The sequence below is a fragment of the Ancylobacter sp. Lp-2 genome, assembly GCF_020523795.1.
Classification (GTDB): Bacteria; Pseudomonadota; Alphaproteobacteria; order Rhizobiales; family Xanthobacteraceae; genus Ancylobacter.
The window spans coordinates 279,087-299,368 of the sequence record NZ_JAJALI010000004.1 but is presented as its reverse complement, the minus strand read 5'-3'; the positions used below and the strand labels follow the sequence as shown (position 1 = coordinate 299,368).

The window sequence follows — 20,282 nt, the reverse complement described above, 5'->3', positions numbered from 1 at the left end:
GATGACACCCTATCGCCGCCTCATCGTGCTTCTCGCCGGCTTGTTCGGCGTGGCGGGCGTCGGCCTCGCGGCGGCGGCGGCGCATGCCGTGCCCGACGCCAGCCTCGCCACCGCCGCCAGCTTCCTGATGATCGGCGCGGCGTCGCTGCTGGGCTGCGTGGCGCTGGGGGCGGCCACGGGCCGGCGCTGGTCCTTCGCCGATCTCGGCGCCGGACTGCTCGCGCTCGGCACTGCGCTGTTCAGCGGCGCGATCGCCAGCCGGGTGCTTCTGGATACCGTGCTTTTTCCTATGGCCGCCCCGACCGGCGGGACTATGCTGATGATCGGCTGGGTCGCGCTCGGTCTGGCGGCCTTCGAGAGGGCGCGGTCGCACGCATGAGGAACTGCCGGGGAGCCGCCGAGGGGCCGAAGCAGTTGGCCAAAAGGTTGCATGGCAGCCTGTGGCCTGTGCCGGCTTCGAAAGCGGCCCGGCCGGGGCGGTCGATCGCCATGAGGAGCGCTAGTCGCAGATGACAGTCGAGGTCGAGAGCAAGATGCTGGACAAGCCGGAGACGACCCCGCGCGCACCGGGCGCCGCTGGCGACGAGGTCGCCAAGTTCCGCACCGCGGTCATCGCCAAGCTCACCTATGCGGTGGGCAAGAATCCGGCGGCGGCCAGCGACCGTGACTGGTTTCTCGCCACCGCCTTCGCCACCCGCGACCGCATCGTCGACCGCTGGGTGACCTCGACGCGGCAGACCTATTCGGAAGGCCGCAAGCGGGTCTACTACCTGTCGCTGGAGTTTCTGATCGGGCGGCTGCTGTTCGACGCGCTGACCAATCTCGAAATGCTGGAGACGGTGCGCGCGGCGCTCGGCGATCTCGGCGTCGACCTCGACCGGCTGCGGCAGGTGGAGCCGGACGCGGCGCTCGGCAATGGCGGCTTGGGCCGCCTGGCGGCCTGCTTCATGGACAGCATGGCGACGCTTTCCATCGCCGCCTATGGCTACGGCATCCGCTACGATCACGGCCTGTTCCGGCAGGTGATCAAGAATGGCTGGCAGCAGGAATATCCCGAGGACTGGCTGTCCTTCGGCAATCCCTGGGAGTTCGAGCGGCCGGAAGTCACCTACGATGTCGGCTTCGGCGGCTCGGTCGAGGCGGTGGCGACGGGCGGCGACCGCAAGAAGCAGGTCTGGCACCCGGCCGAGCAGGTCGAGGCGGTGGCCTATGATACGCCGATCGTCGGCTGGCGCGGCCGGCATGTGAACACGCTGCGGCTGTGGTCGGCGCGGGCGACCGATCCGCTGCGGCTCGACGCCTTCAACCAGGGCGACCATGTCGGCGCGCTGGTCGATCAGGTGAAGGCCGAGGCGATCTCCAAGGTGCTCTATCCCAGCGACGCCACCCCGGCGGGCCAGGAACTGCGCCTGCGGCAGGAATATTTCTTCACCGCCGCCTCGCTGCACGACCTGATGCGCCGGCATGTCGACACCTTCGGCGACGTGCGCTCGCTGCCCGACAAGGTGTCGATCCAGCTCAACGATACCCATCCCGCCATCGCGGTGGCGGAGCTGATGCGCGTGCTGGTCGACGAGCACGACATCGAGTGGGCGCAGGCCTGGGACATCACCCAGCGCACCATCTCCTACACCAACCACACGCTGCTGCCCGAGGCGCTGGAAACCTGGCCGGTGCCGCTGATGGAGCGGGTGCTGCCGCGCCACATGCAGATCATCTACCTGATCAACGCGCTGCACATCGAGAACGTGCGCAAGCTGTTCCCCGGCGACGATGCGCTGCTGTCCTCGGTGTCGCTGATCCAGGAGGATCACGGCCGGCGGGTGCGCATGGGCAACCTCGCCTTCCTCGGCTCGCACTCGATCAACGGCGTCGCCGCGCTGCACTCGGAGCTGATGAAGACCACGGTCTTCAAGGATTTCTACCGCATCTACCCGGAGCGGATGAACAACAAGACCAACGGCATCACCTTCCGCCGCTGGCTGAATGAGGCCAATCCCGGCCTCACCAACCTCCTCGTCGAGGTGTGCGGGCCGGAAGTGCTGGACGATCTGTCGGCGCTGAAGAAGCTGGAGGCGCACGCCGCCGACAGTTCGCTGCACGACCGGCTGGCGGCGATCCGGCGGCAGAACAAGGTGGCGCTGGCGCGGGTGATCCGCGACCGGCTGGACATCAAGGTCAATCCCGGCGCGCTGTTCGACGTGCAGATCAAGCGCATCCACGAGTACAAGCGCCAACTGCTCAACGTGCTGGAGACCATCGCCCTCTACGACGCCATGCGCGCCAACCCGGCGAAGAATTGGGCGCCGCGGGTGAAGATCTTCTCCGGCAAGGCGGCGGCGAGCTATCACATGGCGAAGCTGATCATCAAGCTCGCCAACGACGTCGCCCGGGTGGTGAACGACGACCCGACCGTGCGCGACCTGCTCAAGGTGGTGTTCCTGCCGAACTACAATGTGTCGCTGGCCGAGGTGATCATCCCCGCCGCCGACCTTTCCGAGCAGATCTCCACCGCCGGCATGGAAGCCTCCGGCACCGGCAACATGAAGATGGCGCTCAACGGCGCGCTCACCATCGGCACGCTCGACGGCGCCAATGTCGAGATCAAGGAGCATGTCGGCGACGACAACATCTTCATCTTCGGCCTCACCGCCGAGCAGGTGGAGAAGCGCCGCGCCGCCGGCATCGACGAGGCGGGGGCGATCTCGGCCTCGCCGCATCTCGGCGAGGTGTTGGACGCGGTGGGCGCCGGTGTGTTCTCGCCGGACGAGCCGGACCGCTACAAGTCGCTGGTCGACGCCATGCGCCATCACGACTACTTCCTGGTGACGCCGGATTTCGACAGCTACTGGGATGCCCAGCGCCTGGTCGACACCAAGTGGAACAACCGGCCGGCCTGGTGGACCTCCAGCGCCATCAACACCGCCAATATGGGCTGGTTCTCCTCCGACCGGACCATCTCGGAATATGCCCGCGACATCTGGCACGTGCCGGTGCTGCAGACGCGGTGAGACCGTCGGTGGGGCGTTACCTGCGGCTTCATGCCTCGGGTGGTGCCCCTCCGCTGGCTTCCTGAAGCTTGGTGGTGGACTTCTTGCCGACGGTAAGGGAACCTTCGCGTCGATCGGGTCTTGAAGCAGAAGATTCCGATGAGGAAAGGTCGTCGCGCATGCATGCCTGGCAGGCCCCGGACCGGGACGTCGACCAACTCGTCGGCGGCCGGCACCACGACCCGTTCGGGCTGCTGGGACCGCACGAGACCGAGGATGGTCTGGTCATCCGGGCCTTCGTGCCGGGTGCCGAGACGCTCGACGCCTACGACATCGATGGCACGCATGTGCTCTCCCTCGCGCGCCGGCACGCCGCCGGCTTCTTCGAGGGATGGGTCGCCGGCCGCCCGGCCTGGGCGCGCTACACGCTGAAGGCGCGCAATCGAGGCGGCGAATGGTGGCTCGACGATCCCTATGCCTTCGAGCCGGTGCTCGGCCCGCTCGACGACCACCTCATGGTCGAGGGCACCCACACCGAACTCTATGAGCGGCTCGGCGCGCATCTGTCCCAGCACCAGGGCGTGGAAGGCGTCGCCTTCGCGGTGTGGGCGCCGAATGCGCAGCGCGTCTCGGTGGTCGGCGACTTCAACGCCTGGGACGGGCGGCGGCACCAGATGCGCAAGCGCATCGACAGCGGGCTGTGGGAGATCTTCGCCCCCGGCATCGGCGAGGGCACGATCTACAAATACGAGATCATCGCCGCCGACGGCCGGCTGCTGCCGCTGAAGGCCGACCCGTTCGGCTTCCGCGGCGAGTTCCGCCCGGCCACCGGCTCGGTGGTGGCGCGGATCGACGATTTCCAATGGGGCGATGAGGCGCATCTCGCCGCCCGTCGCGACGGCGCGGCGCGGCACAAGCCGATGTCGATCTACGAGGTGCATCTCGGCTCGTGGCGGCGCGGCGCGGACAACCGCTTCCTGACCTATGACGAGCTGGCCGACCAGCTGATCGAGTATGTCGAGTGGATGGGCTTTACCCATATCGAGCTCCTGCCGATCTCCGAGCATCCGCTCGACGCCTCCTGGGGCTACCAGCCGATCGGGCTCTACGCCCCGACCAGCCGTTTCGGCGACCCGGCCGGCTTCGCGCGCCTCGTCGACCGTGCGCACCGGGCCGGCATCTCGGTGATCCTCGACTGGGTGCCGGCGCATTTCCCGACCGACATTCACGGCCTCGCGCATTTCGATGGCGGGCCGCTCTACGAGCACGCCGACCCGCAGCGCGGCTTCCATCCCGACTGGAACACCGCGATCTACGATTTCGGCCGCCGCGAGGTGTCGAACTTCCTCACCGCCAATGCGCTGTTCTGGCTCGACCGCTTCCATGTCGACGGGCTGCGCGTCGATGCGGTGGCTTCGATGCTCTACCTCAACTATTCGCGCAAGGAGGGCGAGTGGTCGCCCAACCCGGACGGCTCCAACGACAACAAGGACGCCGTCGCCTTCCTGCAGCGCGCCAATGTCACGCTCTATGCGGAGCATCCCGGCACGGTGACCATCGCCGAGGAGTCCACCTCCTGGGCCGGGGTGTCGGCGCCGGTGCATGCCGGCGGGCTCGGCTTCGGCTTCAAGTGGAACATGGGCTGGATGCACGACACGCTGGACTATCTGGCGCTCGATCCGGTCTATCGGCCGTGGCACCACGACAAGATCACCTTCGGGCTGATGTACGCCTTCTCCGAGAATTTCGTGCTGCCGCTGTCCCATGACGAGGTGGTGCACGGCAAGGGCACGGTGCTGTCGCGCATGCCCGGCGACGACTGGCAGCGCTTCGCCAATGTGCGAGCCTACTACGCCTTCATGTGGGCCTATCCCGGCAAGAAGCTGCTGTTCATGGGCCAGGAATTCGCCCAGCGCGGCGAATGGAGCGAGGAGCGCTCGCTCGACTGGCACCTGACCGGTATGGGCCCGCATCATCGCGGCGTGCAATTGCTGGTGCGCGACCTCAACCGCACCTATCGCGACGAGCCGGCGCTGCACACCGGCGACAACGACCCGAGCGGATTCCGCTGGCTGGTGGTCGACGACGCCGCCCAATCGGTGTTCGCCTGGCTGCGCACCGGCGGCGCGGATGACGCGCCGGTGGCGATGATCGCCAATTTCACCCCGGTACCGCGACCTTTCTACCGGCTCGGCCTGCCGAAGGCCGGGCGATGGAGTGAAATCGTCAATACCGACAGTGCAGATTATGGCGGCTCGGGGGTGGGCAATCTCGGCGGCGTCATCGCCGTCGACATGCCCGCTCACGGCATGCCGGCGAGCGCCGAACTGGTGCTGCCGCCGCTCGCCACGCTCTACCTGAAATGGGAACCGGAGCGGGCCGCGCCCGCGATGGCCGAGGAAACGCCGAAGTCCATTACGACGCGCAAGGAGTAACCCCGACATGGCCAGGCCGACGCTCCAGAACGCACCTCTCGCCCGAACGGCCATGGCCTATGTGCTCGCCGGCGGGCGCGGCAGCCGGCTGATGGAACTGACCGACCGGCGCGCCAAGCCGGCGGTCTATTTCGGCGGCAAGTCGCGCATCATCGACTTCGCGCTGTCCAATGCGCTGAACTCCGGCATCCGCCGCATCGGCGTGGCGACCCAGTATCAGGCGCACAGCCTGATCCGCCACATGCAGCGCGGCTGGAACTTCTTCCGCCACGAGCGCAATGAGAGCTTCGATGTGTTGCCGGCCAGCCAGCGGGTCTCGGAGACCATGTGGTATCTGGGGACGGCGGACGCGGTCTATCAGAACCTCGACATCATCGAGGCCTACGACACCCGCCACATCATCATCCTGGCCGGCGACCACGTGTACAAGCAGGACTACGAGGTGATGCTGCAGGAGCATGTCGACAAGGGCGCCGACGTGACGGTGGGCTGTCTCGAAGTGCCGCTTGAGGAGGCCAGCGCCTTCGGCGTGATGCATGTCGATTCCGAGGACCAGATCATCTCCTTCCTCGAAAAGCCGAAGAAGCCGCCGGCGATGCCCGGCCACCCGGACAAGGCGCTGGCCTCGATGGGCATCTATGTCTTCGAGACCAAGTTCCTGATCGAGCAGCTGAAGCGCGACGCCGCCGACCCGCTGTCGACGCATGATTTCGGCAAGGACCTCATCCCCTATCTGGTGAAGCACGGCAAAGCCTGTGCCCACCATTTCTCGCGCTCCTGCGTGCGCTCGGACATGGAGACGGCGCCCTATTGGCGCGACGTCGGCACGGTCGACGCCTATTGGGAGGCCAATGTCGATCTCACCGGGATCGTGCCCGAGCTCGACCTCTACGACCGCGACTGGCCGATCTGGACCTATAGCGAGATCACCCCGCCGGCGAAATTCGTGCATGATGACGAGGGGCGGCGCGGGCAGGCGATCTCCTCGCTGGTGTCCGGCGGCTGCATCGTCTCGGGTTCGTCGCTGCGGCGGGCGCTCTTGTTCACCGGGGTGCGGGTGAACTCCTACGGCACGCTCGAGAACGCCGTGGTGCTGCCTTATGTCGAGATCGGCCGCTCGGCGCAGCTGCGCAACGTGGTGATCGACGCGCATGTGCGCATTCCCGAGGGGCTGGTGGTCGGCGAGGACCCCGAGCTCGACGCCAAGCGCTTCCGCCGCACCGAGAAGGGCATCTGCCTCATCACCCAGTCGATGATCGACCGTCTCGATATCTAGGCGTCGCGGAGCGAGGCTAGGATCGGTCGGGAGAGCGGGCCGGGGCAGGGAAACAGGGGCAGGCGAGCATCGTGTCGGAACTGAAGCTTCTCTCGGTGGTCTCCGAGATCTACCCGCTGGTGAAGACCGGCGGGCTTGCCGATGTGGCCGGCGCGCTGCCGGCGGCGCTGAAGGCGCAGGGCGTCGCGGTGCGCACGCTGGTCCCCGGCTATCCGGCGGTGATGGCGGCGCTCGGCGCGCGGGAGGAAGCCTTCTATTTCGACCATCTGTTCGGCGCGCCGGCGCGGCTCTATGCCGCGACCGCCGCCGGGCTCGACCTGTTCGTCATCGACGCCCCGCACCTTTATGACCGGCCGGGCGGACCCTATACCGGCACCGACGGGCGCGACTATGTCGACAATGCCCAGCGCTTCGCGGCGCTGGGAGCGGTGGCGTCGGGGATCGGCCTCGGCCTGGTGCCGGGCTTCGTGCCCGATGTCGTGCACGCGCATGACTGGCAGGCCGGCCTCGCGCCCGCCTATCTGCATTATGCTAGTGGCCGGCGGCCCGGTACGGTGATGTCGATCCACAACATCGCCTTCCAGGGGCAGTTCCCCGCCAGCGTCGCGCCGCTGCTGGGGCTGCCGGCGCATGCCTTCTCGATGGGCGGCATCGAATATTACGGCACGGTCGGCTATCTGAAGGCCGGCCTGCAACTGGCCGACCGCATCACCACCGTCTCGCCCGGCTACGCCGCCGAGATCCTGCAGCCGGAAGCCGGCATGGGCCTGGAAGGCCTGCTCAACCAGCGGCGCGGCGTGCTCTCCGGCATCCTCAACGGGCTCGACGCCGCGGCGTGGGACCCGGCGGCCGACAGCCTGCTGCCGTCGCCGTTCGACGCGAAGCGGCTGGACGCCCGCGCGGCCAACAAGGCGGCCTTGCAGGCGCGCTTCGGCCTGCCGCAGGAGCCGGACACGCTGCTGTTCGGCGTGGTCAGCCGGCTGTCCTGGCAGAAGGGGCTCGACCTCCTGATGGACGGGCTGGGGACGCTGATCGACATCGGCGCGCAGCTGGTGGTGCTGGGCAGTGGCGATCCGCAGCTCACCGAGCGCTATGCCGGCTCGGCGCGGGTCAATCCCGGTCGGGTCGGGGTGCAGTTCGGCTATGACGAGGAACTGGCGCATCTGATCCAGGCCGGGTCGGACGCGCTGCTGGTGCCCTCGCGCTTCGAGCCCTGCGGCCTCACCCAGCTGGCGGCGCTGCGCTATGGCGCGCTGCCGGTGGTGGCGCGGGTCGGCGGGCTCGCCGACACGGTGATCGACGTCAACGAGATGGCGCGGGCGAGCGGGGTCGGCACCGGCGTGCAGTTCTCGCCGGTGACGGTGCCGGCGCTGCAGAACGCGCTCACCCGCACCCACGCGCTGTGGCAGGACAAGACGCTGTGGCGCACGCTGCAGCGCAACGCCATGGCCACCGACGTGTCCTGGGACCGCGCCGCGCGCGCCTATGCCGAGCTGTTCCGCAATCTCGCGAGGGAGCGCGCGGCGTGACCGACTGGCGGCTGACGGGCGGGCAACCGGAGCCGCTGGGCGTCACGCCCGCCGGGCAGGGCGCGATGGCCGGGGTCAATGTGGCGGTGTTCTCCGCCAACGCCACCCGCATCGAGTTCTGCCTGTTCAACAGCGCCGACATGGAGATCGCCCGCTTCCCGCTGCCCGAGCGCACCGGCGACGTGTTCCATGGCCACCTCTCAGGGGTGCTGCCGGGCATGCGCTACGGGTTCCGGGCATTCGGGCCGTGGGATCCGGCGCAGGGGCACCGCTTCAACCCGGCCAAGCTGCTGGTCGACCCCTATGCAGCACTGCTCGACCGGCGCTTCCAGCTGCACGAGGCGCTGTTCGATGCCCGCGCGCGCGGCGCCGCCGAGGACGAGACCGACAGCGCCGCCTTTGTGCCGAAGGCGATCGTGTTGCCCGGCGAGCCCGAGCCGGTGCGCCGGCCGCGCTTCGACTGGGCCGGGCAGGTGTTCTACGAGCTGAACGTGCGCGGCTTCACCCGGCTGCATCCCGATGTGCCGCTCGAGCTGCGCGGTAGCTTCGCCGGGCTCGGCGAGCCGGCGGCGGTGGAGCATCTGGCGAAGCTCGGCGTCACCACGGTCGAGCTGATGCCGGCGATGGCGTGGATCGACGAGCGGCATCTGCCGCCGCTGGGGCTGACCAACTACTGGGGCTACAACCCGGTGGTGTTCGGCGCGCCGGATCCCGGCCTCGCGCCCGGCGGCTTCGACGAGATCCGCCGGGCGATCGCGGCGCTGCACGCGGCCGGCATTCGCGTGGTGCTCGACGTCGTGCTCAACCATACCGGCGAGAGCGACGTGTTCGGGCCGACGGTGAGCCTGCGCGGGCTCGACCACGCCACCTATTACCGCCACGCGACCGGCGATCCCGGCCTGCTGCTCAACGACGCCGGCACCGGCAACACGCTGGCGCTGGAGCGCCCGCCGGTGCTGCGGCTCGCCATGGACATGCTGCGGCGCTGGGCGGCGACCGGGCTCGACGGCTTCCGCTTCGATCTCGGCGCGACGCTGGGCCGGCGGGCGGACGGCTTCGACCCCGAGGCGCCGTTCTTCGCGGCGATGGCGCAGGACCCGGTGCTGCGCGACCTCGCCTTGATCGCCGAGCCCTGGGATGTCGGGCCGGGCGGCTACCAGGTCGGCCGCTTCCCGGCCGATTGGGCGGAGTGGAACGACCATTTCCGCGACGCCGCGCGGCGGTTCTGGCGCGGCGATGCCGGACAGGTGGGGGCGCTGGCGACGCGGCTGGCCGGCTCGGCCGATGTGTTCGCCGCCCGGCGGCGGCCATTGTCGCGGGCGATCAACTTCGTCACCGCCCATGACGGCTTCACCCTGGCCGATCTCGTCTCCTATTCGGCCAAGCACAATGAGGCGAATGGCGAGGACAATCGCGACGGCACCGACGCCAATCACAGCTGGAACCACGGCGTCGAGGGACCGACCACCGACCTGGAGGTGACGGCACGGCGGCGGGGCGACGCCCGGGCGCTGCTGGCCACGCTGCTTACGGCGCGCGGCACGCCGATGCTCACCATGGGCGACGAATGCGGCCGTTCGCAGCTGGGCAACAACAATGCCTATGCGCAGGACAATTTCCTGACCTGGCTCGACTGGAGCAAGGTGGATGGCGGGCTGGCGCGCTTCACCGCCCGGCTGGTGGCGCTGCGGCGCGCGCATCCCGCGCTCGACGGCGAGGCGCCGCTGATCGGACGGCCGCTCGACGCCAGCGGTATCCCCGATGTCGAGTGGCGGGGCGCGGATGGCCGGGCAGTCGGCTGGGACGATCCGGGCACGCGGGCGCTGGTGGCGGTGTTCTATACCGTCGCGGTCGGCGAGGTGGCGGCGGACCGAGTTGCGGTGGCGCTCAACGCCGCGGAGGACGCGGTGTCGCTGGTGCTGCCGGAGGCGCGGGACGGTTTCGTCTGGCGGCTCGACGCCGACACGTCGCGGCCGGAAGCCGAACCGGAGGAGCAGGCCGGGGACGCGCCGCTTCCGCTGGCCGGCCGGTCGGTGCTGGTCCTCGTCGAGGTGGCGGCGCCCGAGCGGCCGAGGCGGGCCGCGGATCCGGCGCAGCTGGAGCGTCTGGCGGCGGCGGCCGGCATCGCGCATGACTGGTGGGACGTCGATGGCCATCACTACCCGGTCGGCGACGACACCAAGCGGGCGCTGCTGACGGCGCTGAAGCTGCCGGCCGGCAGCGGCGGCGAGGTGCGCGACAGTCTCGCCGTGCTGTCGGAGGAGCGCTTCGGCCGCGACCTGCCGCTGGCGCTGGTGGTGCGGCCCGGCGAGGCCGAGCTGGTGCTCGGCGGCACGGCGGCGACGAGCGGGCGCAGCCTCGACCTCGTCATCGTGCTGGAGGACGGCAGCGAGCAGGCGTTGCGCATCCGCCCCGACGATGGCGCGCGGCGCGAGGTGGAGCGGCCGGACGGGCGGCCCGCCATCGAGCGACGCATCAGCCTGCCGGAACTGCCGCCGGGACGGCACGTGCTGCGGCTCGGCCTCGGCGACTGTGCGCTCACCGTGGCGCCACGCTCGAGCTATCTGCCGCCGGAGCTGGAGGGGGGCGAGCGGGTGTTCGGCCTCGCCGGCCATCTCTACACGCTGCGCGGCAGCCACGACCACGGCATCGGCGACTTCACGGCGCTGGCGGAACTCGCCGAGGCGGCGGGCGGGCAGGGCGCGCGGATCCTCGGGCTCAATCCGCTGCACGCGCTGTTTCCGCAGGATCGCCGGCGCGCCAGCCCCTATCATCCCTCCGACCGGCGCTTCCTCGACCCAATCTATATCGATGTCGGCGCGCTCGCCGGCCCGGCGAGCGTCAATGACGCGCTGGCGGCCGGGCAGGGCGAGTTCATGGCGCTCGCCGCTCGCGGGGATGTCGACTATGCCGGCGTCTGGGCGGCCAAGCGGGCGGTGCTGGAGGCGGCGTTCCGCGCCACCACCGACCTGCCGGATGCCGATTTCGAACGGTTCGTCGCCGAGGGAGGCGCGGCGCTGCAGGGCTTCGCGGCGTTCCAGCTGCTGGCGCGGCAGTTCGCCAATGTGAACTGGCGCGACTGGCCGGACGGCTTCGCCGATGCGCATGGGCCGGCGGTGGCGGCGCTCATCGTCGAGGAGCCGCGCAGGATCCGCTTCGAGCTGTGGCAGCAATGGATCGCCGACCGCCAGCTCGCCGCGGCGGCGCAGCGGGCAGAGGCGGCGGGGCTGTCGTTCGGCTTCTATCGCGACCTCGCGGTCGGCACCGCGCCGGATGGGGCGGAAGCCTGGGGCGAGGCGGAGGCGCTGATGGCGGGGGTGACGATCGGCGCACCGCCGGATCCGCTCGGCCCGGAGGGGCAGAACTGGAACCTGCCGCCGCTCGATCCGCTTGCCATGGCGCGCGACGGCTATCGTTCCTACGGCCGGCTGCTGGCCGCCAATATGCGCCATGCCGGCGCGCTGCGGATCGACCATGTGATGGGGCTGCGGCGGCTGTTCCTGCTGCCGGAAGGCGCGAGCGCGGCCGAGGGTGCCTATCTCGCCTATCCCTATGCCGATCTTGCCGGACAGGTGGCGCTGGAGAGCCGGCGCGCCCGCTGCCTGGTGGTGGGCGAGGATCTCGGCACCGTGCCGGAGGGGATGCGCGACGAGCTGGATCGCGAGCGCATGCTCTCCTACAAGGTGCTGTGGTTCGAGCGGCAGGGCGAGGATTTCGCGCCGCCCGAGCAGTATCCGTCGCTGGCGGCGGCCTGCGTCTCGACGCACGATTTGCCGACGCTGGCCGGCTGGTGGGACGGTGTCGACCTCGCCGAGCGGCGGGCGCTGGGGCTCGACGACGACGACGCCTTCCAGACCGCGCTGGCGGAGCGGGCGCAGGAAAAGGCGCGGCTGGGCGTGGCCCTCAAGCGGGAAGGGCTGATCGCCGAACTGCCGGCGGAGGGCGCGCCGCTCGACCGCGGCTTCCTCGCCGCCGTCCACGCCTATGTGGCGCGGACGCCTTCGTTCATCGCGCTCGCACAGCTCGACGATCTCGCCGGCGAGACGGTGGCGGTGAACCTGCCGGGCACCGACCGCGAGCGGCCGAATTGGCGGCGCCGGCTGTCGCAGCCGGTGGATGCGGTGCTGCAGACACAAGCGGCGCGCATGACTCTCAAGGCGATGCGCGACGCCCGTTAGGCGGACGCGATCACGGCGCCGGCGGGTTGGCGGGTGCCGGCGATGCCGGGCCGGGCGTTGCCGGGGCGGGCGACGGAGCCGCGGGCGCCGGAGTAGCCGGGGCTGGCGCGCTCTGCGAAGCCGGCGGGGTCGGTGATTCGGTCGGTTGCGGGGTGGTGCGACCGGAAAAATGCACCGCAGCGTACAGCGCCACGATCAGAAGAACGGCGGCGACGATGAGAGTTGTCGTACGGTTCATGCCACTCTCCGGCATAATGTTACGTTACGTGATTAATTTTTTCATTGTCGCAACGTTCGTGATCGACGAAAGTTCCAGTTCGACATCCCGGCGGCCGGCTTCGGTCGCCGCCGAGGAATGATTGGGCGAGCCGCACAAGCGGCCGGGTTCTCGCCATTTCTCCGGCGGCGGGACGTATGGGGAGGAGAATATGATGCCGCAGGCCGAGTTCGACATCGTCACCCTCTCGCCTTCCACGGTGCGCGTGATGCATCGGGTGGCGCATCATATCTATGAGTTTTCGCTGGTCGACGACGGCTGCGGCCGGCGTATCGTCTCGCAGGGGCCGTCCATCCATTTCGGCAAGAGCGACCACGTCGCGGCCTGGCATCTGGTTGCCGAGGCCGAGCGGGTCGCTGCCGAGGTCGCCCGACGGACCGGGATGATCGACTGACAGCGGACTTCCACGGCAGGTCGAACTTTCCGCACTGAGCGTCGGCGCCGCCCGCGCCGGTGGACGGGCACTTCTATTTCGCGCGCGCCGTTCCCGATGGCCGCCCCGAGCGGGCCGTCGGGCCCATCGCTGTGCCGCGACGGGCCGGCAGCCGTGCCGAGCCATCGGGCCTCTCGACATCTCCAGCCGTCGCCGGCGGGCGAATGCGGAGCCGTGCCGGCGATTGCCGGTGCGGCGACAAGGCTTTCACCGCATCGGTACTGGCGTCGTCCGTTCGATCATGTATATGGACGAATATATGATCTCGGGAGACGCTCCATGTTCCATGCCTCCGTCCTTTCGTTCCGGCCGGCCGTGAAGCTGGCCGCCGCCGCGGCCGTCGCGCTGCTGCTCAACATTGCCGCTCCCGTCGCCCAGGCCCAAGCGCAGACGACGGTATTCGCCGCCGCCTCGATGACCAATGCGCTGCAGGACGTCGGCAAGCTCTACAAGGAGAAGACCGGCAAGGACGTCGTCTTCTCCTTCGCCGCCTCCTCGGCGCTCGCCAAGCAGCTGGAGCAGGGCGCGCCGGCGGGCATCTTCATTTCCGCCGACAACAAGTGGATGGACTATACCGAGGGGAAGGACCTCACCCTGAAGGCCACCCGCGTGACCCCCATCGGCAACAGCCTGGTGCTGATCATGCCGGCCGACAAGGCCAAGGACGTCAAGATCGACAAGAGCTTCGACTGGCTCGCCTTCCTCGGCGCCGACGGCAAGATCGCCACCGGCCTCACTGACTCCGTGCCGATCGGCGTCTATGCCAAGACCGCGCTGACCAATCTCGGCCAGTGGGACAAGGTGAAGGACCGCGTGGTCGGCGCCGAGAGCGTGCGCGCGGCGCTGGCGCTGGTCGAGCGCGGCGAGGCGGCCGCCGGCATCGTCTATTCCACCGACGCTGCCATCGCCAAGAATGTGAAGGTGGTCGCCACCTTCCCGGCCGACAGCCACCCGCCGGTCGAATACCCCTATGAGATCGTCAAGGGGCAGGACAATGCCGAGACCAAGGCGGTGTTCGACTTCCTCGTCGGCCCGGAAGCCAAGGCGGTTTACGCCAAGTACGGCTTCGTGGTGCATTGACGCCTGCGAGGTCGACGCGCCGTCCGTCCGGGAGAGCCCATGCTGACGCCTGAGGAATGGACGGCGGTCCAACTGAGCCTGAAGGTCGCCTTCTGGGCGACCTTCTGGAGCCTGCCCTTCGCGCTGGCGACAGCCATGGTGCTGGCGCGCACGAGCTTTCCCGGTAAGAGCCTGTTCGATGGCATCGTCTATCTGCCCCTCGTGCTGCCCAAGGTGGTGGTGGGCTATCTCCTGCTCATCACCCTGGGCGCGCGCGGTTATCTCGGCCAGTATCTCGCCGAGTGGTTCAACATCCGGCTGATCTTCACTACCGCCGGCGCGACCGTGGCGGCGGCGGTGATCAGCTTCCCGCTCACGGTGAACGCCATCCGCCTCGCGCTGGAGGCGGTGGACCGTGGCCTCGAGACCGCCGCCCGTACGCTCGGGGCGAGCCGGCTCGACGTGTTCCTCACCATCACCCTGCCGCTGATGCTGCCCGGCATCCTGTCCGGCGCGCTGCTCTCCATTGCCTCGGCGCTGGGCGAGTTCGGCGCCACCATCACCTTCGTCTCCAATGTCGAGGGGCAGACCCGCACCATCCCGCTCGCCATCTACAGCGCCACCCACATGACCGATGGCGACGCCATGGCGGCGCGGCTCACCGTGGTGTCCATCGTGCTGGCGCTGGCGGCGCTGCTGCTCGCCAACCTCGCCGACCGGCGCATTCGCACGCTGATCGGGCGCGCATGATCGAGGTCGACATCCAGCTGGCCCGTCCGGGCTTTTCGCTCGCCTCCGCCTTCACCGCGCCGGGGGCCGGGGTGACGGCGCTGTTCGGCCGCTCCGGCGCCGGCAAGACCACCATCATCCAGGCGGTGGCCGGGGTGGTGCGGCCGGATCGCGGGCGCATCGTCGTCGACGGCGAGACCTATTTCGATTCCGCTGCTGGCATCGACGTGCCGATCGAGCGCCGCCGCGCCGGCTACGTGTTCCAAGACGCGCGGCTGTTTCCGCATATGTCGGTGGAGCGCAATCTGCGCTACGGCCAGCGCCGCGCGCGCGGCGCTGATGCCGGCATCGGCTTCGACGCCGTGGTCGAGTTGCTCGGCATCGGCCATCTGCTCGGCCGGCGGCCGCATACGCTGTCCGGCGGCGAGAAGCAGCGCGTCGCTATCGGCCGGGCGCTGCTGTCGCAACCGCGCCTGTTGCTGATGGACGAGCCGCTGGCTGCGCTCGATGCCGCCCGCAAGGCGGAGATTCTGCCCTATCTCGAACGCCTGCGCGACGAGATGAAGCTGCCGATCCTCTATGTCAGCCATTCGCTCGAGGAGGTGCTGCGGCTCTCCGACCGAGTGGTGGCGCTGAAGGACGGCCAGCAGATCGCGGAAGGGTCGGTCACCGAGGTGATGTCGCGGGCCGACATGCAGCCGGTGATCGGGCGCTTCGACATCGGCACGGTGCTCGACTGCACGGTGGCGCGGCACGACGCGGCGTACGATCTTTCGACGCTCGTCTTTCCCGGCGGCGAACTCCGGGTGCCGCGCGTCGAGGCGCCGCTCGGCGGCGCGGTGCGGGCGCGGGTGCGCGCGCGCGACGTCGCCATCGCCTTGGCGCAGCCGGTCGACGTCTCCGTGAGCAATCTGCTGCCGGTGGTGGTCGAGGCGATCACGCCGGGCGAGGGGCCCTATGCCGACGTGGCGTTGGTGGCCGGCTCCACCCGGTTGATCTCAAGCGTGACGCGCGAGAGCGTGTTGCGGCTCGGGCTGGTGCCGGGGCAGGCGGTGTGGGCGATGATCAAGACCGTGGCGGTCGACAGCCGCAGCCCGGACTTCACGGTTCCGGGCGAGCCGTCGTCCTAGCCTTCGTCGCCCGCTTCGTTCCGGGGACGGGTTTTTCCTCGCCGCGCGGCAGCCGTTCCGGCGCCAGGGCGGCGCGCAGCTCGGCGGTCTCGGCGGCGGCGGCGGCGGCGCTCTTCTCCTCGATGGTGCGGTAGAGCGCGATCAGCCGCTCGCCGAACTCGGTGAGGTCGGTGCCGTGGCCGCGCCGGCCGGGATGGGTGACCACCACCCGCTGGCCATAGGACGTGTCGAGCTCCTCCACCAGCAACCAGGCGCGGCGATAGCTCATGCCCATCTTCTTCGCCGCCGACAGGATGGAGTGCTCGGTGCGGATCGCCTCCAGCAGCTCGATCATGCCGGGGCCAAGATGGCGGCCATCGCCGAAATAGACCCGGATGAACAGCCCGTCGCGCGGCCGGGCGTTGCCGCCGTCTTCTGGATCATGGTCGCGGTTGTCGGTCATGCTTTCCCGTGACGATGCCGGCGCCCTCAGCGGCAATCTAGGGGAAGCTGCGCCGAACCGGAAGCATCCGGCCCGGCGCTATCCCCGGCGGCGTCAGGCGGGACGCGGCCGGCGGCGTGGGTGCCGCGCGAAGGCGAAATCGAGCGCCAGCATCGCCAGCAGCGAGGCGCCGACCAGCGGAAAGACGAGGCCGAACAAGGCCATGACCAGCACGAGGCCTCGCATGGCGCGGGGATCAGCCGGCGCCGGAGGGACGCCGAGCGAGCCGGCCGGGCGGCGCTTCCACCACATTACCCCGGCGGCGACCGCCATCAGCACGATGGCGAGGCAGACGGCCAGCAGCACGAGCTGGTTGGCGAGGCCGTATTCCTGGCCCATATGGACGTTGATCCCCCATTCCATCGCCTTGGCGGCCGGTCCGTAATCGGCATAGCTCATGTCGATCAACGGCTTGCCGCTGTACTGGTCGAGATGCACGACGCGCTGCTTCGACAGGTCGGCCGGGTAGACGGCGGCGGAATAGACGCCGGTTGCACTGGCGGGCAGGCTCAGCGTGTAGCCGGACGCGACGCCGAGCCCGTCGACGATCGCCCTGGCGGCGTCGATCCCGATGGGCTGGTCAGTGGGGTGGCCGGTGGGAGCAGCGGAGAGCGGCATCTTAGCCTGCTCCAGCGACCAGCTGGTCGGGCCGTTGGCATGGGCGAGGTGCTCGTCCGACATCGGCACGTTGTCGTAGATGCCGGCGGGGTAGCCGTAATTGGCGCTGTTGGCCCACTCGTTGACGTGCTCGCCCCAGAACACCGACCATGGCATGCCCGACAGGGCCATCACCGCGATGGCGAGGCCGGCGAAGGCGCCGGTGACGGCGTGCAGGTCGCGCCAGAACACGCGCTTGCCCGGCGTGCCCCGCACGCTCACCACGCCACCACGCTGTTTGCGCGGCCACCACAGATAAAAGCCGGTGCCGACCAGCAGGATCGACCAGCCGGCGACGATCTCGATGACGCCATTGGCGATGGTGCCGAACTCGACGAGGCTGTGCAGCCGGCGGATGGTCCACATCAGCGTGCCCCTGTCGGCGAGCTCGCCGAGCACACGGCCGTCATAGGGATCGACATAGACCGAGCGGCGGGCGCCGTCGGCGGCCTTCACCACGATCTCCGTCGAGGCGTCCGGCGTCGCGGGGGTGATGATCTTCAGCGCGGTGCCGGGCCGGGCGGCGAGCGCCGCCTCGATTTGCGCGCTGGCGGGGAGCGGCGCGGTCTGGCGGATCTCCACGACCTTGAGGTCGCGATGCCAGAGATTGTCGATCTCGGTGTGGAACAGGAAGGCGCCGCCGGTGACGGCGAGCAAAACCAGGAAGGGCAGCACCAGCAGGCCGGCATAGAAGTGCCAGCGCCAGACGGCGCGGTACAGGTCGATCCCGCCCGCCTCGCGGGAGGAGGGCACGTCGCCGGCGGACGGCGTTTCGTTGGACATGGGAGTAGCGTTCATCGGATCGTATCCGGAAAGGGCCGACACACGGCGCGCGAAAATCCTGCGCCCTACCGGATGTGAGAGCCGGGGCGGTCGGGAGGTTCGCGGCGAGGCGTCAGGCGATGAAGGACAGGAGCGTTCCCGCGCCGGCGTTCATCCGGCCGTTGCGGGTGGGCTCGGGCTCGGCTTCAGTTCGACGGGGCAGCGCCCGCCGGCATGGTGCTCATGTCGTGGCCGGCATGCGGGTCGCCCGCCTGCGGCGCGGCGCCCTTCGGGCCGGCCATGCCCTCGACCTTGAAGTCGACGGCGATGGTGCCGGCCTTCTCGAAGGTCAGCGTGCCCTTGAAGCTGGCGCCTTCCTTCAGCGGCTGCTTGAGGTCCTGCAGCATCAGGTGATAGCCGCCGGGCGCCAGCGCCACCTTGCCGCCGGCGGGAATAGCGACGCCGTCGGGCAGCATCTGCATCTTCATCACCCCATCGGTGACGCTCATCTCGTGGATCTCGGCGCGGCCGGCGATGTCGGGCGCGACGGTGACCGAGACGAGCCGGTCGGGCGTCGAACCGGTGTTCTCGATGGAGAGATAGGCGCCGCCGACCTTGGCGCCGGGCGGCGTCATCCGCGCCCAGGGATGGCCGATCTCGAGCGCGCCGGCCTTGTAGCCATGCGCATGGGCGCTATCGAAGGCAAAGAGCAGCAGCGCGAGGGCGATGAGGGCGAAGGCGAGGCGCTGGGTGGAATCGCGGAAGCTGTGAAGCAGGGCGGACATGCTGAATTCCCGTGGGCCGGCACGGGACGAATCCCGGCCGAATGACGACAGAGGCGACGAGGCGGGTCTGCGTCAGGCCAGGGGAGGGGCGCGGGCATTGTGCGGGAGACGGCCGGTGCCGGCCGGCGCGTCGTCGGCGGGAGCGGCGACGAGCGCCAGCGCCGGCAGGACGAGCGGCGCGGGGAGGGCGGAGAGATCCGGCGGCGGCAGCGAGGCCAGCATGCCGACCCGGCAGCCGGCGGTGCAGCAATCAAGCAGATGGCCGGCCTTGTCGCCCGGGCCATCTTGCGTCGGCGCGGCGAGACAGATGACCTCGCCGGACGGGCCGAGCGCCACGCCCATGCCGGCATGCGTGCCCATGGCGAGGCCGCCGAGCACGACATTGAGGACGAGCAGATAGGCGACGACGAGGCTCGCCGCCATCAGGCCCATCTGTCGTACGCGGTTGCTCATGCCGTCCGTCGCGCTGCCTTGCTTCAGCCCAGGACGTAGCACGCCCGAGAGCGGACGACCAAGCGACCGGATGCCGCCCTAGGCGCCGAAGCGTCTCCTGACGTAGCGATAGCATCGGCCGGCCGGGAAAAGCTTCCGATCTTCGCGCACGGGGCAGCGTTTTCTTCGCCCCGTCCCGGATGCGAGGGCTAGAGCCTGTTCCGCGAGAGCTGAAAGGCCTTCGCGCAACAGGCTCTAGCTTATTGAATCCAGAGCACTTTCCTGTCGATCAGGTTTCCACCTGATCGGAAAGGGCCCTAGTGCACGGCACCCGGACCGGCGATGGCGCCGGGCGGACTCTTGCCCATGATGATCATGCCGAGCACCTCGTCCTTGGTGACGTCGGTGGTGCGGGCGGTGCCGACCAGCTTGCCGTTCTTCATCACGCTGACGCGGTCGGCGAGATCGAAGACATCGTGGATGTCGTGGCTGATCAGGAAGATGCCGATGCCCTCGGCCTTCAACTGCTTGATCAGCTCCGCCACCTGCGCGGTCTCCTGCGGGCCGAGCGCGGCGGTCGGCTCGTCCATGATCAGGATCTTGGCGTTGAAGTGGATGGCGCGGGCGATGGCGACCGACTGACGCTGGCCGCCGGAGAGGCCGCGCACCGGTTCCTTGAACTTGCGGAAGTTCGGGTTGAGCCGGCCCATCACCTCGCGCGCCGCCGCCTCCATGGCGACGTCGTCCAATGTGCCCCACGGCGTCATGATCTCGCGGCCAAGGAACAAATTGGCGGCGGCGTCGACATTATCGGCCAGCGCCAGCGTCTGGTAGATCGTCTCGATGCCGTAGCGCTTGGCATCGCGCGGATTGCCGATCTCGGCCTTCTCGCCATTGATGCGGATCTCGCCGGAATCCGGCCGGTAGGCGCCGGCGAGGATCTTGATCAGCGTCGACTTGCCGGCGCCGTTATGGCCGAGCAGGCCGACCACTTCGCCGGGATAGAGATCGACATTCACCCCGTCGACGGCACGGATGCCGCCAAAGGCGATGGAGATGTCGCGCATGTCGACGAGCGGGGCGGAGGCGGTAGGGGACGTCGAACCTTGGGTTGCCATGATGTCGCCTC

General features: G+C 69.3%; 15 protein-coding genes. 10 read left to right on the top strand and 5 right to left on the bottom strand.

Features of this window, described 5'->3' with window-relative positions:
* Nucleotide 1: 1 nt before the first annotated feature.
* The 10 genes from LGR54_RS12820 to modC all read left to right on the top strand — a co-directional run bounded on the left by LGR54_RS12820 (nucleotide 2) and on the right by modC (nucleotide 16,036).
* Complete coding sequence (locus LGR54_RS12820) at nucleotides 2-379, top strand: DUF423 domain-containing protein (RefSeq protein ID WP_230362349.1); 378 nt, start codon at nucleotides 2-4, stop codon at nucleotides 377-379.
* 130 nt (nucleotides 380-509) lie between these two features.
* Nucleotides 510-3,011 carry a glycogen/starch/alpha-glucan phosphorylase gene (locus LGR54_RS12815; protein WP_230362348.1) on the top strand — a complete coding sequence of 834 codons (2,502 nt, stop codon included), beginning with the start codon at nucleotides 510-512 and terminating at the stop codon, nucleotides 3,009-3,011.
* Nucleotides 3,012-3,169: 158 nt separating this feature from the next.
* Nucleotides 3,170-5,425, top strand: a complete 2,256-nt coding sequence (gene glgB, locus LGR54_RS12810) for a 1,4-alpha-glucan branching protein GlgB (RefSeq protein ID WP_230362347.1) — start codon at nucleotides 3,170-3,172, stop codon at nucleotides 5,423-5,425.
* Between the two features lie 7 nt (nucleotides 5,426-5,432).
* Entirely contained in the window at nucleotides 5,433-6,701 is a 1,269-nt protein-coding gene (glgC, locus tag LGR54_RS12805) for a glucose-1-phosphate adenylyltransferase (protein ID WP_230362346.1), read from the top strand.
* Nucleotides 6,702-6,772: 71 nt separating this feature from the next.
* Nucleotides 6,773-8,230 (top strand): glycogen synthase GlgA, encoded by a 1,458-nt coding sequence (glgA, locus tag LGR54_RS12800; protein ID WP_230362345.1) that lies wholly within the window; start codon nucleotides 6,773-6,775, stop codon nucleotides 8,228-8,230.
* Entirely contained in the window at nucleotides 8,227-12,408 is a 4,182-nt protein-coding gene (glgX, locus tag LGR54_RS12795) for a glycogen debranching protein GlgX (protein WP_230362344.1), read from the top strand. Before glgA ends, glgX begins: the two co-directional genes overlap by 4 nt.
* A gap of 428 nt (nucleotides 12,409-12,836) precedes the next feature.
* Nucleotides 12,837-13,079 carry a hypothetical protein gene (locus tag LGR54_RS12790; RefSeq protein WP_230362343.1) on the top strand — a complete coding sequence of 81 codons (243 nt, stop codon included), beginning with the start codon at nucleotides 12,837-12,839 and terminating at the stop codon, nucleotides 13,077-13,079.
* 318 nt (nucleotides 13,080-13,397) lie between these two features.
* Nucleotides 13,398-14,198 carry a molybdate ABC transporter substrate-binding protein gene (gene modA, locus LGR54_RS12785; RefSeq protein WP_230362342.1) on the top strand — a complete coding sequence of 267 codons (801 nt, stop codon included), beginning with the start codon at nucleotides 13,398-13,400 and terminating at the stop codon, nucleotides 14,196-14,198.
* A gap of 39 nt (nucleotides 14,199-14,237) precedes the next feature.
* The gene (modB, locus tag LGR54_RS12780) at nucleotides 14,238-14,927 is read left to right on the top strand and encodes a molybdate ABC transporter permease subunit (protein ID WP_230362341.1); all 690 of its coding nucleotides are present in this window, start codon (nucleotides 14,238-14,240) and stop codon (nucleotides 14,925-14,927) included.
* Entirely contained in the window at nucleotides 14,924-16,036 is a 1,113-nt protein-coding gene (modC, locus tag LGR54_RS12775) for a molybdenum ABC transporter ATP-binding protein (RefSeq protein WP_230362340.1), read from the top strand. The genes modB and modC overlap by 4 nt, the downstream gene beginning before the upstream one ends.
* On the opposite strand, the gene LGR54_RS12770 is transcribed toward modC, so the two are convergent.
* The 5 genes from LGR54_RS12770 to LGR54_RS12750 form a co-directional block, all read right to left on the bottom strand.
* Entirely contained in the window at nucleotides 16,008-16,478 is a 471-nt protein-coding gene (locus LGR54_RS12770; protein WP_230362339.1) for a winged helix-turn-helix domain-containing protein, read from the bottom strand. The genes modC and LGR54_RS12770 overlap by 29 nt on opposite strands.
* A gap of 93 nt (nucleotides 16,479-16,571) precedes the next feature.
* The gene (locus LGR54_RS12765) at nucleotides 16,572-17,957 is read right to left on the bottom strand and encodes a PepSY domain-containing protein (protein WP_230362504.1); all 1,386 of its coding nucleotides are present in this window, start codon (nucleotides 17,955-17,957) and stop codon (nucleotides 16,572-16,574) included.
* A 185-nt stretch (nucleotides 17,958-18,142) separates the two neighbouring features.
* Entirely contained in the window at nucleotides 18,143-18,721 is a 579-nt protein-coding gene (locus tag LGR54_RS12760; protein ID WP_230362338.1) for a copper chaperone PCu(A)C, read from the bottom strand.
* A 72-nt stretch (nucleotides 18,722-18,793) separates the two neighbouring features.
* Entirely contained in the window at nucleotides 18,794-19,174 is a 381-nt protein-coding gene (locus tag LGR54_RS12755) for a hypothetical protein (RefSeq protein ID WP_230362337.1), read from the bottom strand.
* A gap of 296 nt (nucleotides 19,175-19,470) precedes the next feature.
* On the bottom strand, nucleotides 19,471-20,271 hold the full coding sequence (locus LGR54_RS12750; protein WP_230362336.1) for an ATP-binding cassette domain-containing protein: 801 nt from the start codon (nucleotides 20,269-20,271) through the stop codon (nucleotides 19,471-19,473).
* Nucleotides 20,272-20,282: the final 11 nt, after the last annotated feature.

What these genes read in the sequence shown, in the direction of transcription:
- LGR54_RS12820 (WP_230362349.1), top strand. Translation starts at nt 2, where the DNA reads ATGACACCCTATCGCCGCCTCATCGTGCTTCTCGCCGGCTTGTTCGGC.
- LGR54_RS12815 (WP_230362348.1), top strand. Translation starts at nt 510, where the DNA reads ATGACAGTCGAGGTCGAGAGCAAGATGCTGGACAAGCCGGAGACGACC.
- glgB (WP_230362347.1), top strand. Translation starts at nt 3,170, where the DNA reads ATGCATGCCTGGCAGGCCCCGGACCGGGACGTCGACCAACTCGTCGGC.
- glgC (WP_230362346.1), top strand. Translation starts at nt 5,433, where the DNA reads ATGGCCAGGCCGACGCTCCAGAACGCACCTCTCGCCCGAACGGCCATG.
- LGR54_RS12790 (WP_230362343.1), top strand. Translation starts at nt 12,837, where the DNA reads ATGATGCCGCAGGCCGAGTTCGACATCGTCACCCTCTCGCCTTCCACG.
- modA (WP_230362342.1), top strand. Translation starts at nt 13,398, where the DNA reads ATGTTCCATGCCTCCGTCCTTTCGTTCCGGCCGGCCGTGAAGCTGGCC.
- modB (WP_230362341.1), top strand. Translation starts at nt 14,238, where the DNA reads ATGCTGACGCCTGAGGAATGGACGGCGGTCCAACTGAGCCTGAAGGTC.
- modC (WP_230362340.1), top strand. Translation starts at nt 14,924, where the DNA reads ATGATCGAGGTCGACATCCAGCTGGCCCGTCCGGGCTTTTCGCTCGCC.
- LGR54_RS12770 (WP_230362339.1), bottom strand. Translation starts at nt 16,478, where the DNA reads ATGACCGACAACCGCGACCATGATCCAGAAGACGGCGGCAACGCCCGG.
- LGR54_RS12765 (WP_230362504.1), bottom strand. Translation starts at nt 17,957, where the DNA reads ATGTCCAACGAAACGCCGTCCGCCGGCGACGTGCCCTCCTCCCGCGAG.
- LGR54_RS12760 (WP_230362338.1), bottom strand. Translation starts at nt 18,721, where the DNA reads ATGTCCGCCCTGCTTCACAGCTTCCGCGATTCCACCCAGCGCCTCGCC.
- LGR54_RS12755 (WP_230362337.1), bottom strand. Translation starts at nt 19,174, where the DNA reads ATGAGCAACCGCGTACGACAGATGGGCCTGATGGCGGCGAGCCTCGTC.
- LGR54_RS12750 (WP_230362336.1), bottom strand. Translation starts at nt 20,271, where the DNA reads ATGGCAACCCAAGGTTCGACGTCCCCTACCGCCTCCGCCCCGCTCGTC.